This window comes from Nocardia sp. NPDC051900, from assembly GCF_044452545.1.
Classification (GTDB): domain Bacteria; phylum Actinomycetota; class Actinomycetes; order Mycobacteriales; family Mycobacteriaceae; genus Nocardia; species Nocardia sichangensis.
Genome location: NZ_JBITBU010000004.1, coordinates 18,772 through 32,764 on the forward strand (window position 1 = coordinate 18,772; position 13,993 = coordinate 32,764).

A 13,993-nucleotide genomic window follows, 5' to 3' on the forward strand; every position below is an offset into this window, starting at 1 on the left:
GGCCCGGCAGGGTACGGTCAATGCCAACAGATGCACCCGGCGGCTGTGCCGGGAATCTAGTGACTCGACGGCAGGTCGTGGTACCAGAGGTATCACCTGCTTGCAGGGATAATCAGGTTCGAGGAGGAGAGAAACGGTGAGCGAGAACAAAGACCCGGGTTACGGGGAGACCGCGGCCGAGACGACGTCGGTCTTCCGCGCGGATTTCCTGAACGAGGTCGACGCGTCGCGCTCCGGAGAGCCGACCGGCGAACAGCCGGTCCAAGGGGTCGAGGGTCTGCCCGTGGGCGCGGCCCTTCTGGTCGTCAAGCGCGGCCCGAACGCGGGCTCGCGGTTCCTGCTGGATCAGCCGACCACGTCGGCGGGGCGCCACCCCGACAGTGACATCTTTCTCGACGACGTCACCGTCAGCCGTCGGCACGCCGAGTTCCGTCAGGACGACGACTCCTTCCAGGTCGTCGACGTGGGCAGCCTGAACGGCACATATGTGAACCGGGAGCCGGTGGACTCCTCCGAACTGCAGAACGGTGACGAGGTCCAGATCGGCAAGTTCCGGCTGGTGTTCCTCACCGGACCGCGCGCCCAGGTGACCGACTCGTCGGCGGGCGCGGGGAGTCTATGACGGCGTCGGTGCCGGGTCGCGCACTCATGAAAGGCTCGGAGTCATGAAGGACCTGGCGCTGTGACCGGTGCGGCGCAGTGGGCACGCGGAGGGATGTCGATCGGCTCCGTGCTCGACCTGCTGCGCCCCGACTTTCCCGACGTCACCATCTCCAAGATCCGCTTCCTGGAAGCGGAGGGCCTGATCCGGCCGGAGCGGACGCCTTCGGGCTACCGCAGGTTCTCCGTGGCGGATGTGGAACGGCTCCGGTTCGTATTGACCGCGCAGCGCGATCAATATCTCCCGCTGAAGGTGATCAAGGAGCAGCTCGAGGCAATCGATAGCGGTGCGGCGACGCTCGGCGTGCGGGAAGCCCGCGCCCGAGCGCACTCCGTCCGCCCTGGTGCGCCGGAGTCCGGGCGCGGCACGCCCGATGCGGAACCGGCCGTGCCGGCTTCCGAACGTGGCGTGCGCCCGGTGGCCGCGCCTCGTAGGCTCGGCGTCGTGCCGAGCGAGATCTCCCCGGACGATCTGCGGTTCGATCACGAAATCCGGGTCACCCGGGCCGATCTGCTCGACCAGGCCGGGATCGAGGAGAAGTTCCTTGGCGACCTCATCCGGGCCAATCTGATCACACCCGGCCCGGCGGGGTACTTCGACGCGGACGCGGTCACGCTGGCCAAGACCGCGCGGGCGATGGCCGAATTCGGTTTGGAGGCACGGCATCTGCGTGCGTTCAAGCTTGCCGCCGACCGGGAGGCCGCGCTCGTGGCGCAGATCGTCGCCCCGATCGCGAAGAGCCGGGACGCGGGTGCGCGCGCCCGCGCGGAAGAGACGGTGCGTGAACTGGCCGCGCTGTCGCTGACCCTGCACACCTGTCTGGTCAAGTCCTCGGTCCGGGGCTCGCTCGGGGGCTGACCCCCGAGGGGCCACGGTCCGTAGGTCCCGGCGAACCGACACCCCTGATTTCTGCTGTGCAGACGGATCGCTGGACCGGTGCGGGTTCGCCTAGACTCGTGGTACGGCGAGCTCTGCGGCGGTCATGCCGGGCCGGCGGCGAGTATGGGAGGCAGTGCGATGAGCGAAATGCGCGTGATCGGCATCCGTGTCGAGCAGCCACAGAACCAGCCCGTGCTGTTGCTCCGCGAAGTGGCGGGCGACCGGTATCTGCCGATCTGGATCGGGCAAGCCGAGGCGACGGCGATCGTCCTCGAGCAGGAGGGGGTGACCCCGATCCGTCCGCTGACCCACGACCTGATCAAGATCTTGATCACCGAGCTGGGGCACACATTGAAGGAAGTGCGGATCGTCGATCTGCAGGAGGGCACCTTCTACGCGGATCTCGTCTTCGAGAACGATCTGCGGATTTCGGCGCGGCCATCGGATTCGATTGCGATCGCCTTGCGGGTGGGTTGCCCGATCCATGCCGAGGAGTCGGTTCTCGAGGAAGCCGGTCTCGTCATGCCGGACGAGCGCGAGGACGAGGTGGAGAAGTTCAAGGAATTCCTGGAGTCGGTGTCTCCCGACGACTTCAAGGCGACCGATAGCTGAAGTAGAGGTCGAGACTTTCCCCGCGCGTCGCGTTTGGCTCGATGACGCCGCGGGCTGGACAATCGTGGGGAGTAATCTCGACAGTTGGGCCACGACCGTTTCGGCCGAATCCGCACCGATTCGGTCGGTGACGGCGCCGGGTCATCGATGAGGCTGGGAATGCGTCGGCGAAGCAAGGGAGTGGTCAGTGGCAGAGCAATCGCAGGATGTGGTACAGCCAGGACTGTTCCCCGACGATTCGGTACCTGACGACATGGTCGGCTATCGCGTTCCCAGTGCGTGCCAGGTGGCCGGAATCACCTACCGGCAGCTCGACTACTGGGCGCGCACCGGTTTGGTGGTGCCTTCCATCCGGAGCGCCGCGGGTTCGGGCAGTCAGCGGCTGTACTCGTTCAAGGACATCCTGGTCCTGAAGATCGTCAAGCGGCTGCTCGACGCGGGCATCTCGCTGCAGAACATCCGGATCGCCGTCGATCATCTGCGCAGCCGCGGCGTGCAGGACCTGGCGGGAATCACCCTTTTCTCCGACGGCACCTCGGTGTACGAGTGCACGTCGGCCGAGGAGGTCGTCGATTTACTGCAGGGCGGGCAGGGTGTGTTCGGGATCGCCGTGAGCGGCGCCATGCGCGAGCTGACCGGCGCCATCGCGAACTTCCCCGCGGAGCGCGCGTCGGCGATCACCGAGCGTCCGGAGGACGAGCTGTCGTTCCGTCGTAAGGCGCGGATGAACCGCAAGACGGGCTAGGATTCGCACAACGCTTTCACGGCCGGGCAAGGCGTGCAGCCTCCCCGGCCGTGGTGTGTGACAGCGCCGTCGGCGGCGGGCAAGGGCCGGGGCGGCAGCGAGAGGGGGCGCGGTGCAGGCACGCGATATCACCGGGCTCGTCGGGCCGATCGAGCGGATCGACGCGTTTCCGACCGTCGACGAACTGAATTCCTTCGCCGACGCTCTCGCGGCCGGTTACCCGGACCGGATCTCGATCACCGAGCTAGGACGTTCGCGCGGCGGTGACCCGATTCGGGAGGTGACGGTCGGATCCGGCGACCGGCATATCTTGGTCTTCGGCAATCCGCATCCGAACGAGCCCATCGGCATGGCCACGATTCGCCATCTGCTCGGCCGGATGGCCGCGGACGAGACGGTGACCGTGGGCGCCACGTGGCATTTCCTGCTGTGCGTAGATCCGGACGGAACGCGGTTGAACGAGGGGTGGTTCGCCGGACCGCACACCAGAACCGGCGTCGCCCGCGGCTTCTACCGGCCGCCCGCGGCCGAACAACCGGAATGGTGTTTCCCCACCGAATGGCGCGGCCGGCGCGTCGGGGTGCCGCTGCCGGAGACGAAGGCGATGATGGCGCTGATCGACCGCACGCGGCCCGCGCTGATCGCCTCCCTGCACAACGCGGAGTTCGGCGGCGGTTTCTTCTACACCTCCGGCGGTGATCCCGGGTACTGGTCGGCGTTGACCGCAGGCCTCTCCGCCGCCGGCGTGCCGATCTACCAGGGCGAACCCGACGCGCCGGGCGCCCGCACGCTCGCTCCGGGAGTCTTCGAGCTGCCGCTGTTCGAGGCGATGGCGGATCTGCTGGCGGCCCAGGGCCTCGACTCGGTCACCGCGCTGGGCGGGGGCGGCTGCCGGGACTACGCGGCGCGCTACGGCACGGCGATCCTGGTCTGCGAATTGCCGCTCTGGGTGGACTCGCGGATCGGCGACGGTTCGGCGGGCGACCGAGTGCTGGGCGACCTGCTCGACGCCACCGCCGCCGACTACCGGGCCATGGCCGAGGTCGCCTCCGAGGTGCTCGCTCGCGTCGACGGCGCATTGAGCGGTCGCAGCCCGTTCGAACGGTCGGTGCGTGCGCTGGTCGCCGGGCTGCCGGGTCTCGCCGTGAGCAGACAGTCGGTGCCGCAACGAAATCGGATCGCGACCCGGGGCGAGATCTTCGTCGAGCAGTACGACTGGACCGCGATGCTGCGCCTGCGGCTGGGCGGCATGCTGCTGCGCCTGCTGGAGGACGAATACGCGCTCGGCGGCGGTACGGCGCTGGCCGCCGAGCGCGACCGGTTCGCCGCGGTATTCGATCAATGGTGCACCGATGTAGAGCTGAACGCACCCGGTGTCGCGGTGCCGCTGGCCCGTCTGGTGGGCGTCCAAGCGGAGTCGATCGTGCTGGCGGCTGCGCGGCTGCGCGCCGGACTCGCCATCTGACGAGTGATGCCCGCTCGGTCCCCCGAGTGACCAGAACGACACGGTGCGCGCGGGGTCCGGTGGCGCGCTCCGGCGTGTCGTCGGCTTAGACTGACGGTGCGTCGCCGCCGTGCGGGAGAGCCTCGGTCCGGAAACGAGTCCGAGCGCCGAAGGAGCAGCACCTCCCCGTCAATCTCTCAGGCAAAAAGGACCGTGCGGGCTTCGACGCCTCTGGAAAGCGGCGGCTTCGAGCCGCCCGCCCATGGGGAAAGGGTCTCGGCCGCCGGTCGCGGGACCCGAATCTCTCAGGCGCCACGACAGAGGGGGAGGGCCGGTACCCGTCGACCGCCTGGTCGACCCCGCCCGACCTTGGGAGCTGTTGTGACTCGCTCGTTCGCCGACCGCCATATCGGACCCGACCGGGAGGAACTGGCCCGGATCCTGGACGTCGTCGGCGTGTCGTCGCTGGACGACCTGGCGGCCGTCGCGCTGCCCGCGAGCATCCTGGACGGCGACGGCCTGGCCGGGCTGCCCGCCGCGGGCTCCGAGCACGAGGTGCTCGCCGAACTCGCCGAGCTCGCCGGGACCAACACCGTGGCCACCTCGATGATCGGGCTGGGTTACTACGACACGCTGACCCCGCCGGTGCTGGTGCGCAACCTGCTGGAGAATCCGGCCTGGTACACCGCCTACACGCCCTATCAACCCGAGATCAGCCAGGGCAGGCTCGAGGCGCTGCTCAACTTCCAGACCATGGTGTCGGAGCTGACCGGCATGGACGTCGCCAACGCGTCGATGCTGGACGAGGCCACCGCGGCCGCCGAGGCCATGACACTGCTGCGCCGGGCGGGCCGATCGAAGTCTGCACGCCTGGTCATCGACCGCGACCTTTTCCCGCAGACCAGAACGGTGCTCTACACCCGGGCCGAGCCGCTGGGCCTGGAGATCGTGGAGGCGGACCTGTCCGCCGGAGAGCTGCCCGACGGAGAGTTCTTCGGTGTGCTGGCGCAGACCCCCGGGGCTTCCGGTCGCGTCGTGGACCTGACCGAGTTGATCGCCGCGGCACACGATCGGGGCGCGTTGGTCGCGGTCGGGGCCGATCTGCTGGCGATGACGCTGATCACGCCGCCCGGTGAGCAGGGCGCCGACGTATGCTTCGGCACCACCCAGCGCTTCGGTGTCCCGCTCGGTTTCGGCGGCCCGCACGCCGGATACCTCGCGGTGCGGCAAGCGCAGGCCCGCCAGTTGCCCGGCCGCCTGGTCGGCGTCTCGGTGGACGCGGACGGCTCCGTCGCCTATCGGCTCGCCTTGCAGACCCGCGAGCAGCACATCCGCCGGGAGAAGGCGACCTCCAACATCTGCACAGCGCAGGTGCTGCTGGCCGTCGTGGCCGCGATGTACGCCTCCTACCACGGTGCCGAAGGGCTGCGGGCGATCGCCCGCCGGGTGCACGCGCACGCCGCGGCGATCGCGGCCGGTCTGGACGGCGCGGTGGTGCACGACAGCTTCTTCGACACGGTGCTCGCGCACGTGCCCGGCGGCGCGGAAGCCGTTGTGGCGAAAGCGAAGTCGCGCGGCATCAATCTGCGCTTGGTGGACGCCGACCACGTCGGCATCGCCTGCGACGAGGCGACCACCGACGCGCATGTCGCGGCCGTGCTCGAATCCTTCGGCACCGCGGTGTCGTCCGAGCCGGGGGCGCCCGCGCCGGTCGCGGCGATCGAGAGCCGGATCTCGGAATTCCTGGCGCACGCCGCGTTCACGAAATACCGGACCGAGACCGCGATGCTGCGGTATCTGCGCGCACTGTCCGACAAGGACATCGCGTTGGACCGCAGCATGATTCCGCTCGGCTCCTGCACCATGAAGCTCAACGCCGCCGCGGAGATGGAGGCCATCACCTGGCCCGGTTTCGCGCGCGTGCATCCCTACGCGCCGGTCGAGGACGCGCCCGGCTTGCTGCGGGTGGTCGCGGACCTGGAACGGTGGCTGTCGGACATCACCGGCTACGACTCGGTGAGCTTGCAGCCGAACGCGGGCAGCCAGGGCGAGTACGCGGGGCTGCTGGCGATCCGGCGCTACCACCTCGATCGCGGCGACACCCATCGCGACACCTGTCTCATCCCGTCCAGCGCGCACGGCACCAACGCGGCGTCGGCGGCCATGGCCGGGCTGCGCGTGGAGGTGGTGAAGTGTCGCGCCAACGGCGACGTCGACCTCGACGACCTGCGCGCCAAGATCGCCGATCACGCCGATCGTCTGGCCTGCATCATGATCACCTATCCGTCCACGCACGGCGTCTACGAGCACGAGGTCGCGGAGTTGTGCGCGCTGGTGCACGACGCGGGCGGTCAGGTCTACGTGGACGGCGCGAACCTGAACGCCCTGGTCGGCCTCGCCCGGCCGGGCCGGTTCGGCGGCGACGTGAGCCACCTGAATCTGCACAAGACGTTCTGCATCCCGCACGGCGGCGGCGGTCCTGGCGTCGGTCCGGTCGCGGTGCGCGCGCACCTGGCGCGGTATCTGCCCGGCGACCCGCTGGAAGCGGGGTCGCACGCGGTGTCGGCCGCGAAGTACGGCTCGGCCTCCATTCTGCCGATCACCTGGGCCTACATCCGCATGATGGGCGCCGATGGGCTGCGCCGCGCCACGCTGTCGGCGATCGCTTCGGCGAACTACATCGCACGGCGGCTGGACGAGTACTTCCCGGTGCTCTACACCGGCGAGCGCGGCATGGTGGCGCACGAGTGCATCCTGGACCTGCGCGAGATCACCAAGCGAACCGGCGTCACCGTCGACGATGTGGCAAAACGCTTGGCGGACTATGGGTTCCACGCGCCGACCATGAGTTTTCCGGTGGCCGGTACGTTGATGGTGGAACCCACCGAGAGCGAGAACCTCGCCGAGCTGGACGATTTCATCGAGGCGATGATCGCGATCCGGGCGGAGATCGACCAGGTCGCCGCGGGCGTGTGGCCGGTGACCGACAACCCGCTGCGCGGGGCGCCGCACACCGCGGCGGCGCTGGTGGGGGAGTGGGAACACCCCTACAGCCGGGAAGTCGCCGTGTATCCCCGAGGTCTCGGGCATGCCAGGGCGAAGGTGTGGCCGCCGGTGCGCCGGATCGACGGCGCCTATGGCGACCGGAACCTGGTTTGCGCCTGTCCACCGCTGGAGGCGTACGCGGACTGACCGCCGGTCCGGTCGCGTATCGACCTCACCGCGTGGCGGCCACTTTTGCGTAGGTGTTCGCCAGGTCCGGCCAACCACCCGGACTGCCCACGGCTTCGTGCATGGACTCCCAGCCCGGTCCGTGCTTATCGAAACCGGAGTGCACCAGCGTGACGGCGGTGCGGTCGGGAGCGACGGCCGAGAAGGTGACATCCACGCGGCTGGCCCGCTCCGGATCGGGTTCGTGCTTCCAGTCCAGGCCGATCGCCCAGGAGAACGCGAAGTGGGTCGGCGGCTGCCACACCAGCACGGTGCCCCATGGACATTCGGTGCCGTCGTCCTCGCGACCGAGGCAACGGCCGCCCACGCGCGGCTCGATCACCTCCTCGGCGAGCCGGCCCGCGCCGATATGGTGCTCGCGCGGCCACCAGCTGTCGATGCCGGTGGTGAACACGTCGTAGGCGGTCTCGATGGGTGCGTCGACGACGAGTTCGACGCGTACGTCCTTGTCGCTGGCCCGCTGTGTCATGACTGCTCCTGGTCGGTAGCTCGTTCTTCGGCGGCCCTCCGGCCTGCTTCGTCCTGGAAAGCCGACATCGCGGTGGTCCAGAACCGCGTGAAGTACACGCGTAGCGCGTCGATACCGGTGGGATTCAAGCGGTACACCCGGCGGGTGCCGACCGCCTCGTGGGTCACCAATCCGGCCTGTTCCAGCACCCTGAGGTGCTGCGATACCGCGGGCCTGCTCACCGGCAGATCCGCGGCCAGCTGCCCTACCGCGCACGGCCCCTTGCCGAGGCGCTCGAAGATCGCCCGCCTCGTCGGGTCACCCAGCGCCGCCAGCGCCGCATCTCGGTAAGTCCCCACGAACCGTAAGTATAGACTTACCAATAGCGACTGTCTATAGTGCGAGACGGGAGTTCTGTCTTCGCACGGGCGGCGCGCTACGGCGTGGTGAGCGCCTGGACGACCGCGGAGCCGAAGCCGATGTCGTCGGAGGTGGCCAGGCGGGTGTAGTTCCCGCCGGTCTGCTGCGCCAGGGCCTGGAGGGTCTGGGTGCCGCTGCCGCCGACCACGATGACGTCGACGCGCACCGGCCGGGTGCGGTCGGTCGCCGCGGCGATGTCCGCGGCCAGTTGGGTGCCGGTGACCGTGGAATCGTCGTCGGGTCCGTCGGTGATCAGCAGCACCGAATTGGTGCGGCCCGGCGTGTACCCGGCGACGGCGCTCTTGTACGCCGCGATCAGGGACGGGTAAGCCTGATCCGACCGGCTCTCGCTCGGGCGCACCGCGGTCAGCGCGGTGCCGACCTTCGTGCGCTGGTCGGTGGTCAGCGGGGCGGTGGCGGCGGCCACCCGGTACGGAGTGGTGCCGTCGAGGTTCTTGCCGAAGGTCCACACGCCGAGTCCGAAGTCCGGCGGCATGACCGTCATCGTGGAATTCAGCGCCGCCAGAACGTTCGCCAGACGCGTCGTGGCGCCCTCAGCCGTCCCCATCGACGCCGACACGTCGACCAGGACGGTGGAGCGCACGCCGAGTACCGGATTCGCCAGCGTGGCGCGGACCTTGTCGAGCGCGCCACGGGGCGGGACGGCGGCCGCGGTCTGCGGCGCGGCGGCGAATCCCGCCGTGACGAAGGTCTGCGCCTGCTCGGGCTTGCGTAGATAGTCGGTGAACCGTCCGGCGATGAGGTTCTGCGTCTTGTCCACCCACGCGCCGGACATCAACGCGGCCGGGTAATCGGCCACGAGCGCGGACCCGGCGGGGCGGAACGCCACGACGCCGGGCAGACCCTTCAGTTGCTGCTCGGTAGCGGCTATCGCGTGCATGGGCGCGCCCTGCGCCGTGAGCTCGGTCAGCGCGGCCGTGGTGTCGGACGCCTCGGGAGCGTCGGCGGCGAGCCCGGAGATCGCGGCGACCACCTGACCGGACTGCGCCGCCTGCTCGCTGAGCGGTTCCGCGCCCGAGACCGCGGAGCCGACCGCCGTGGCCGCGGCGAGCGTGGCGTCACCCGCGGGCAGGGCCATCCGTAGCCCGCCCCATCCGTTCAGGCCGACATCGGCGAGCGAGCCCTGCTGCAACCGCGGCAGGTCGGCCCAGGACACGTCGGCCTGCTCCAGCGCGCGACGCAGCTCCTCGGGCACCGCGAGCACGATCGGGCTGGTGGCGATGGGTACCGGCGTGCCCTCGATCAGGCCGGGCACCCGCATGGACTCGATGGAACGGGTCGAATCGGCGATCCACAGCGCCGGCTGCGGGCCGAGCGCCTTGTCCCATGGCTTGCCGCTGGTGAACGCGGCGACGACGGCCGCGGACGGCTGTGCGGTCACCTCGACCCGCGCGCAGTGGTCGCGTACTTTCGGCCGGGTGGCGTTGTAGCTGTCCGCGGCGGCCCGCACCTGCGCGGCGATGCCGGGATCGGCCGTCACGGAGAGCGTCGCGGGCCCCTCGACGCATTCGGCCGCCGCCGCACTGTCCTGGTTCGCCGCGCGATCGCGCAACTGGAACCAGACGACGACGATCGCGGCCAGTAACGCAACGACGACCACTGCGATAACCGGACCTTTGCTGACGCCCCGGGATCTGGTTGCGCTGCGATGAGTGCCCACGCGGTCAGTGTATGGTCAGCGGCGCCGAACGAAGTCGGCGAGGCTCCCCGATACCGGCGCGGGTGCGCGCGGTCGTGTTGGCCCGCCGCCGTGCCGCACGGCACGACGGCGGGACCACTCAGTGGCGGATCACCCGTCCGCGGTCGAACTCGTGCCCGCCCCAGACGCCGGATTGCCCGGTGCGTGCGGCGAAGTCACCGCAGGCATCCCGGATCGGGCAGCGCGCGCAGACTTCCCGGGCGTAGTCGAAGTCCTGTGACGGGTACGGGAACCAGGCTTCGTGGTTCGGGTCGCCGCGGCAGGCCGCCCGGTGCCACCCTCGGGAATCCGAGAGCGGGAGCAGGTCGGCCAGGGTCGGCTCCGCGACGGCGGTGGTCTCGGCGCTCGTCATCTCGATCTTCTCCTTTCTCGGCTCGTGGTCAGGTCGCGGCGAGTTGCTTCCAGATCCGGCGCTGCTGCCGGATCCGATGGGTAGGGGCCTTCGGCTCCCAGAGCAGGCGCATGCCCGCCTCCTCCGGGGTGCGGTCCGCCTTGGCCGTGTTGCACGGCGCGCAGCAGGCCACGAGGTTGCCCCAGGTGTTCGGGCCGCCCCTCGACCGCGGCCGGATGTGGTCCACGGTGCGCGCCCACCCGGCGCAGTAGCCGCACCGGTTCCGGTCGCGACGCAGCACGCCCGCCAGGGTTGCCCTGCTCTCGTCGTGCACCAGCACGGCGTGCTCGAGGTAGACGTAGCGCAGCAACCGAATGGTCTGTGGCAGAGCGATTTCCACGTGCCGTGACCGGATCGGGAAGTGCGGCCTGCGGTCGGCCACGGTCTCCGCGGCGCCGGCGACCAGCAGCACGACGGCCCGGTCGGCTTTGATCTCGTCGAGCGCCTCGTAGGAGGCGTTCAGGACGAGTACGCCGCTGTGTATCCAGTTGTCTGCGGTTGTCGCCTGATCGGCGGCACGGCGGAACGTCATGGGAATCACCATGTTTCGTGCGAATTCGAGCGAAGGAGGAGAGCGATGCGGCGATCAGCCGAGGATCTGGGGGCGGCTGTCGACCGGTTCGCCGCGCCGTGCGCGCAACGGCCTGCCGATCGCGTCGCCCGCGGCCGACGATCGCGCCGCGAGGGTACTCATTCGCTTCGTCGTCTCCGGAATCACTGCCGCCCCTCCTCTCCACTGCTCGGCGGCCACCTCGAGGTGGTGGCCGGTGTCGAAACACATGGTGGCACAGCGCACCCGCCGTTGTCGGGTCATTTTTCGCCGGTGCTACGAAGGGTGATCCCGGAGGTCAGGCCGGTCGCAGTTCGGCGGCGCCGAAGGAGACGTTGAACCGGTCGCACCAGATCGCGACGCTGGTCAACCGGGCCAGGTCGGCGTCGGCGGGGATGGGGTAGTTCTGGTTGCCCTGGTTGCCTTTGAGCCTGCCCAGGTCGGTGTGACTGCCGTCGTCGAAGACGAACCACCCGTCGCGGCCTTCGCGCACCGGCGCGTCGGTGAGCCAGACGTGCAGGTCGGGGCCGTCGGAGGTGTCGAGGTCCTCCAGTCTCAGCACTCTGCTGCCGTCGGCCAGTCGCAGGATTGCGACGGTGCCCGCGGTGGCGTGCTCGTGCGAGATGAACCTGCCCCGGGCGATGGTGCGCGGCTGGGCTTCGGTCCCGCCCGGACCCGGCGCCGGGGATGCCGACGGCGCGGCCTCCTGCACGGTGGTGTCGGTGAACAGCCGCCATGGCTGGAAAACGGCCAGTCCCGCGCCCAGGCCCACGACCAGCAACGCAACGACGGCCCAGGTGATCGGCGATCGAGCGATGCCCCGTGCGGACGCCATGGATTCTCCTCGGAGTGTTCAGGGAAACTCGCCCCCATCCGATTATGGGGGCGAGCGGGCGTGGCGTCGACGGAAGAACGTCATCCGATCGGGGAGTGTCCGAGCAGGACGTGGCCCGTGAAGTGGGTCTGCTTGGCCCGCGGCAGCGGGTGGAACAGGCAGCCGTGCACGTCGCGGTAGCGCATCTCCAGCTCGCAGTCGCGCGAATAGCCGATTCCGCCGACGGTTTCGATGGCCAGGCGCACGGTGTGCACGAGTGCGTCCGCCGCGGCGGTCTTACGGCTGAGCGTCCGGCTCGCGTACTGATCGGTGTCGGCGAAGCGCAGGTTCTCCGATCCGGTGAACATGGCGTCGACGAGGTCGCCCGCGGTGGTGTGCGCGGTGGCCATCTCGCCGGCCAATTGGACGGTCGGCGCGTCGGCCCGCCCGGCGGCGAGCGTGGTCGCGATATCGACCGCGCCGTCGGCGATGCCGAGGTAGGCCGCCATGACCAGCGGCATCGCCGCGCCGATCACGACGTTCAGCAACGGCGGCCACACCGATGCCGGGCGGGTCAGCGATACCGCCGCGTCGGGCACGAACACATCCTCGAGCACCACGGTGTGCGAACCGCTCGCCCGTAAACCCAAAGTGTCCCAGGTCTTCTCGATCCGTACGCCGTCGGCGGTGAACGGGATGGCGCAATGCAGCACCTGCGGGCCGCTGGGTGCGTCGTCCCAGCGCACGCTGGTCACCAGGACGGTGCCCGCCTCGCATCCGCTGGCAGGCGCTTTGCGCGCGTGCACCCGGTAGCCGCCATCGACCCGCTCGGCGCGGCCGTTGGAGCCGACCCAGTCCGAGGCGCCGGTGCTGACCAGGATCGCACCCGCGACCACCTTGGCGAACAGTGGTGCGGCATCGATGCCGTGGTTGTGCCGCCACACCTGGGCGGCGACCAGGTGGGTGTGCATCGCGAAGGCGACCGCGGTGGAGGGGTCGTGGCGGCCCAGCTCGCGCAGGATCGCGCCCATCTCGCGGTGGGTGACCCCGCCGCCGCCGAACTCGGCGGGGACGAGCGCCGCGGACAGTCCGCTCTCGCGCAGGAGATCGAACGCGGCGAGAGAGATCTCGCCGGAGTGGTCGCGGGCGGCGACCTCGGGATGAAGAGCCTCGCCGACGCGGCGTGCGCGGGCGATCCAGTCGGTGGTGGTGTCGGTGGGGGCAGGAGCTGTAGTGGTCATGTTTCGAAGTTAGGAACGGCCGCGATAACCGGATAGTGCAGAAAGTGGACCGCCCCGGTCCAGAACCCATACCGCGTTCGCGAGGTGCCATGACGACTTCGACGCCGAGTTACGGCCAGTACTGCCCGATCTCCCGGGCACTCGACGTGGTGGGCGAGCGCTGGTCGCTGCTTATCCTGCGCGATCTGCTGCTGGGCACCACCCGGTTCAACGACCTCGCGCGCGGCCTGCCCGGCCTGTCGCGCAGCCTGCTGGCCAAACGCCTGCGGCAGTTCGAGCGAGCCGGGCTCGTGGAGAAACTGGTCGGCGAGTACCTGCTCACCGACGCCGGGCGGGAACTGGAGCCCATCCTGTTCGGCCTCGGCGAATGGGGTGCGCGCTGGACCTTCGGCACGCCGCGCGAGGACGAGCGTGACCCCGCTCTGCTGGTGTGGTGGATGCACACCAGGGTCGACACCTCGTCGTTCCCGGGCCGTCGCCACGTGCTGCACGTGCGTTTCACCGACGACCTGCGCCGATTCTGGATCGTGATCGAGGCGGGGGCGCCCTCGGTGTGCGAATCCGATCCCGGCTATCCCGTTGACGTCGCGATCAGCTCCGATGTCGCCTCGCTGTACCAGGTGTGGCTGGGGCGGCTGCCACTGGCGCACGCGCTGCGGACGGGCCGGGTGGCGTTCACCGGCACGCCCGCGCTCACCCGCCGGATGCCCTCGGTGCTGCGGCTCAGCCCCGTCGCCGGGTACGCGGACACGTCGCACCCGGACGCCGCTACTCGGCGCGCATCCTGAACTCCGGCGGCCTGCTCAGAGATTCCCGCCGACGCGCTCGAGGCGCTGG

At 69.8% G+C, this 13,993-nt stretch carries 15 protein-coding genes and 1 riboswitch; of the genes, 7 read left to right on the top strand and 8 right to left on the bottom strand.

From position 1 onward, the window contains the following. The first annotated feature begins 136 nt into the window (after nucleotides 1–136). The 6 genes from ACIA5H_RS07300 to gcvP all read left to right on the top strand — a co-directional run bounded on the left by ACIA5H_RS07300 (nucleotide 137) and on the right by gcvP (nucleotide 7,533). Complete coding sequence (locus ACIA5H_RS07300; protein WP_043690204.1) at nucleotides 137–622, top strand: FHA domain-containing protein; 486 nt, start codon at nucleotides 137–139, stop codon at nucleotides 620–622. A 93-nt stretch (nucleotides 623–715) separates the two neighbouring features. Then, complete coding sequence (locus ACIA5H_RS07305) at nucleotides 716–1,519, top strand: MerR family transcriptional regulator (RefSeq protein WP_356968651.1); 804 nt, start codon at nucleotides 716–718, stop codon at nucleotides 1,517–1,519. Nucleotides 1,520–1,678: 159 nt separating this feature from the next. Further along, on the top strand, nucleotides 1,679–2,152 hold the full coding sequence (locus ACIA5H_RS07310) for a bifunctional nuclease family protein (protein WP_039797829.1): 474 nt from the start codon (nucleotides 1,679–1,681) through the stop codon (nucleotides 2,150–2,152). 187 nt (nucleotides 2,153–2,339) lie between these two features. Further along, nucleotides 2,340–2,897 carry a MerR family transcriptional regulator gene (locus ACIA5H_RS07315; RefSeq protein WP_067811025.1) on the top strand — a complete coding sequence of 186 codons (558 nt, stop codon included), beginning with the start codon at nucleotides 2,340–2,342 and terminating at the stop codon, nucleotides 2,895–2,897. Between the two features lie 112 nt (nucleotides 2,898–3,009). Then, a complete protein-coding gene (locus tag ACIA5H_RS07320) occupies nucleotides 3,010–4,362 on the top strand; it encodes a M14 family zinc carboxypeptidase (RefSeq protein ID WP_397074552.1) in 1,353 nt (450 codons plus the stop codon). Between the two features lie 102 nt (nucleotides 4,363–4,464). Next, nucleotides 4,465–4,565, top strand: a riboswitch (glycine riboswitch). Between the two features lie 157 nt (nucleotides 4,566–4,722). After that, nucleotides 4,723–7,533 (top strand): aminomethyl-transferring glycine dehydrogenase, encoded by a 2,811-nt coding sequence (gene gcvP, locus ACIA5H_RS07325; RefSeq protein ID WP_397074554.1) that lies wholly within the window; start codon nucleotides 4,723–4,725, stop codon nucleotides 7,531–7,533. A 25-nt stretch (nucleotides 7,534–7,558) separates the two neighbouring features. Here gcvP and ACIA5H_RS07330 read toward each other — a convergent pair whose 3' ends face one another. The 8 genes from ACIA5H_RS07330 to ACIA5H_RS07365 all read right to left on the bottom strand — a co-directional run bounded on the left by ACIA5H_RS07330 (nucleotide 7,559) and on the right by ACIA5H_RS07365 (nucleotide 13,156). Then, nucleotides 7,559–8,041 (bottom strand): SRPBCC family protein, encoded by a 483-nt coding sequence (locus tag ACIA5H_RS07330; RefSeq protein WP_397074556.1) that lies wholly within the window; start codon nucleotides 8,039–8,041, stop codon nucleotides 7,559–7,561. After that, nucleotides 8,038–8,379, bottom strand: coding sequence for an ArsR/SmtB family transcription factor (locus ACIA5H_RS07335; protein WP_379255772.1), 342 nt, complete (start codon nucleotides 8,377–8,379; stop codon nucleotides 8,038–8,040). The genes ACIA5H_RS07330 and ACIA5H_RS07335 overlap by 4 nt, the downstream gene beginning before the upstream one ends. Before the next feature lie 77 nt (nucleotides 8,380–8,456). Continuing rightward, nucleotides 8,457–10,061 (bottom strand): VWA domain-containing protein, encoded by a 1,605-nt coding sequence (locus ACIA5H_RS07340; protein WP_397074559.1) that lies wholly within the window; start codon nucleotides 10,059–10,061, stop codon nucleotides 8,457–8,459. A gap of 178 nt (nucleotides 10,062–10,239) precedes the next feature. Beyond that, on the bottom strand, nucleotides 10,240–10,512 hold the full coding sequence (locus tag ACIA5H_RS07345; protein ID WP_355078495.1) for a WhiB family transcriptional regulator: 273 nt from the start codon (nucleotides 10,510–10,512) through the stop codon (nucleotides 10,240–10,242). Between the two features lie 28 nt (nucleotides 10,513–10,540). After that, nucleotides 10,541–11,083 (bottom strand): HNH endonuclease, encoded by a 543-nt coding sequence (locus ACIA5H_RS07350; RefSeq protein ID WP_355078494.1) that lies wholly within the window; start codon nucleotides 11,081–11,083, stop codon nucleotides 10,541–10,543. Nucleotides 11,084–11,137: 54 nt separating this feature from the next. Further along, on the bottom strand, nucleotides 11,138–11,365 hold the full coding sequence (locus ACIA5H_RS07355) for a hypothetical protein (RefSeq protein ID WP_397074562.1): 228 nt from the start codon (nucleotides 11,363–11,365) through the stop codon (nucleotides 11,138–11,140). Nucleotides 11,366–11,399: 34 nt separating this feature from the next. Next, nucleotides 11,400–11,936, bottom strand: a complete 537-nt coding sequence (locus ACIA5H_RS07360) for a DM13 domain-containing protein (RefSeq protein WP_397074564.1) — start codon at nucleotides 11,934–11,936, stop codon at nucleotides 11,400–11,402. A gap of 80 nt (nucleotides 11,937–12,016) precedes the next feature. After that, complete coding sequence (locus ACIA5H_RS07365) at nucleotides 12,017–13,156, bottom strand: acyl-CoA dehydrogenase family protein (RefSeq protein ID WP_397074566.1); 1,140 nt, start codon at nucleotides 13,154–13,156, stop codon at nucleotides 12,017–12,019. Between the two features lie 89 nt (nucleotides 13,157–13,245). On the opposite strand from ACIA5H_RS07365, the gene ACIA5H_RS07370 reads away from it, so the two are divergent. Further along, nucleotides 13,246–13,944, top strand: coding sequence for a winged helix-turn-helix transcriptional regulator (locus ACIA5H_RS07370; RefSeq protein WP_397074568.1), 699 nt, complete (start codon nucleotides 13,246–13,248; stop codon nucleotides 13,942–13,944). Nucleotides 13,945–13,993: the final 49 nt, after the last annotated feature.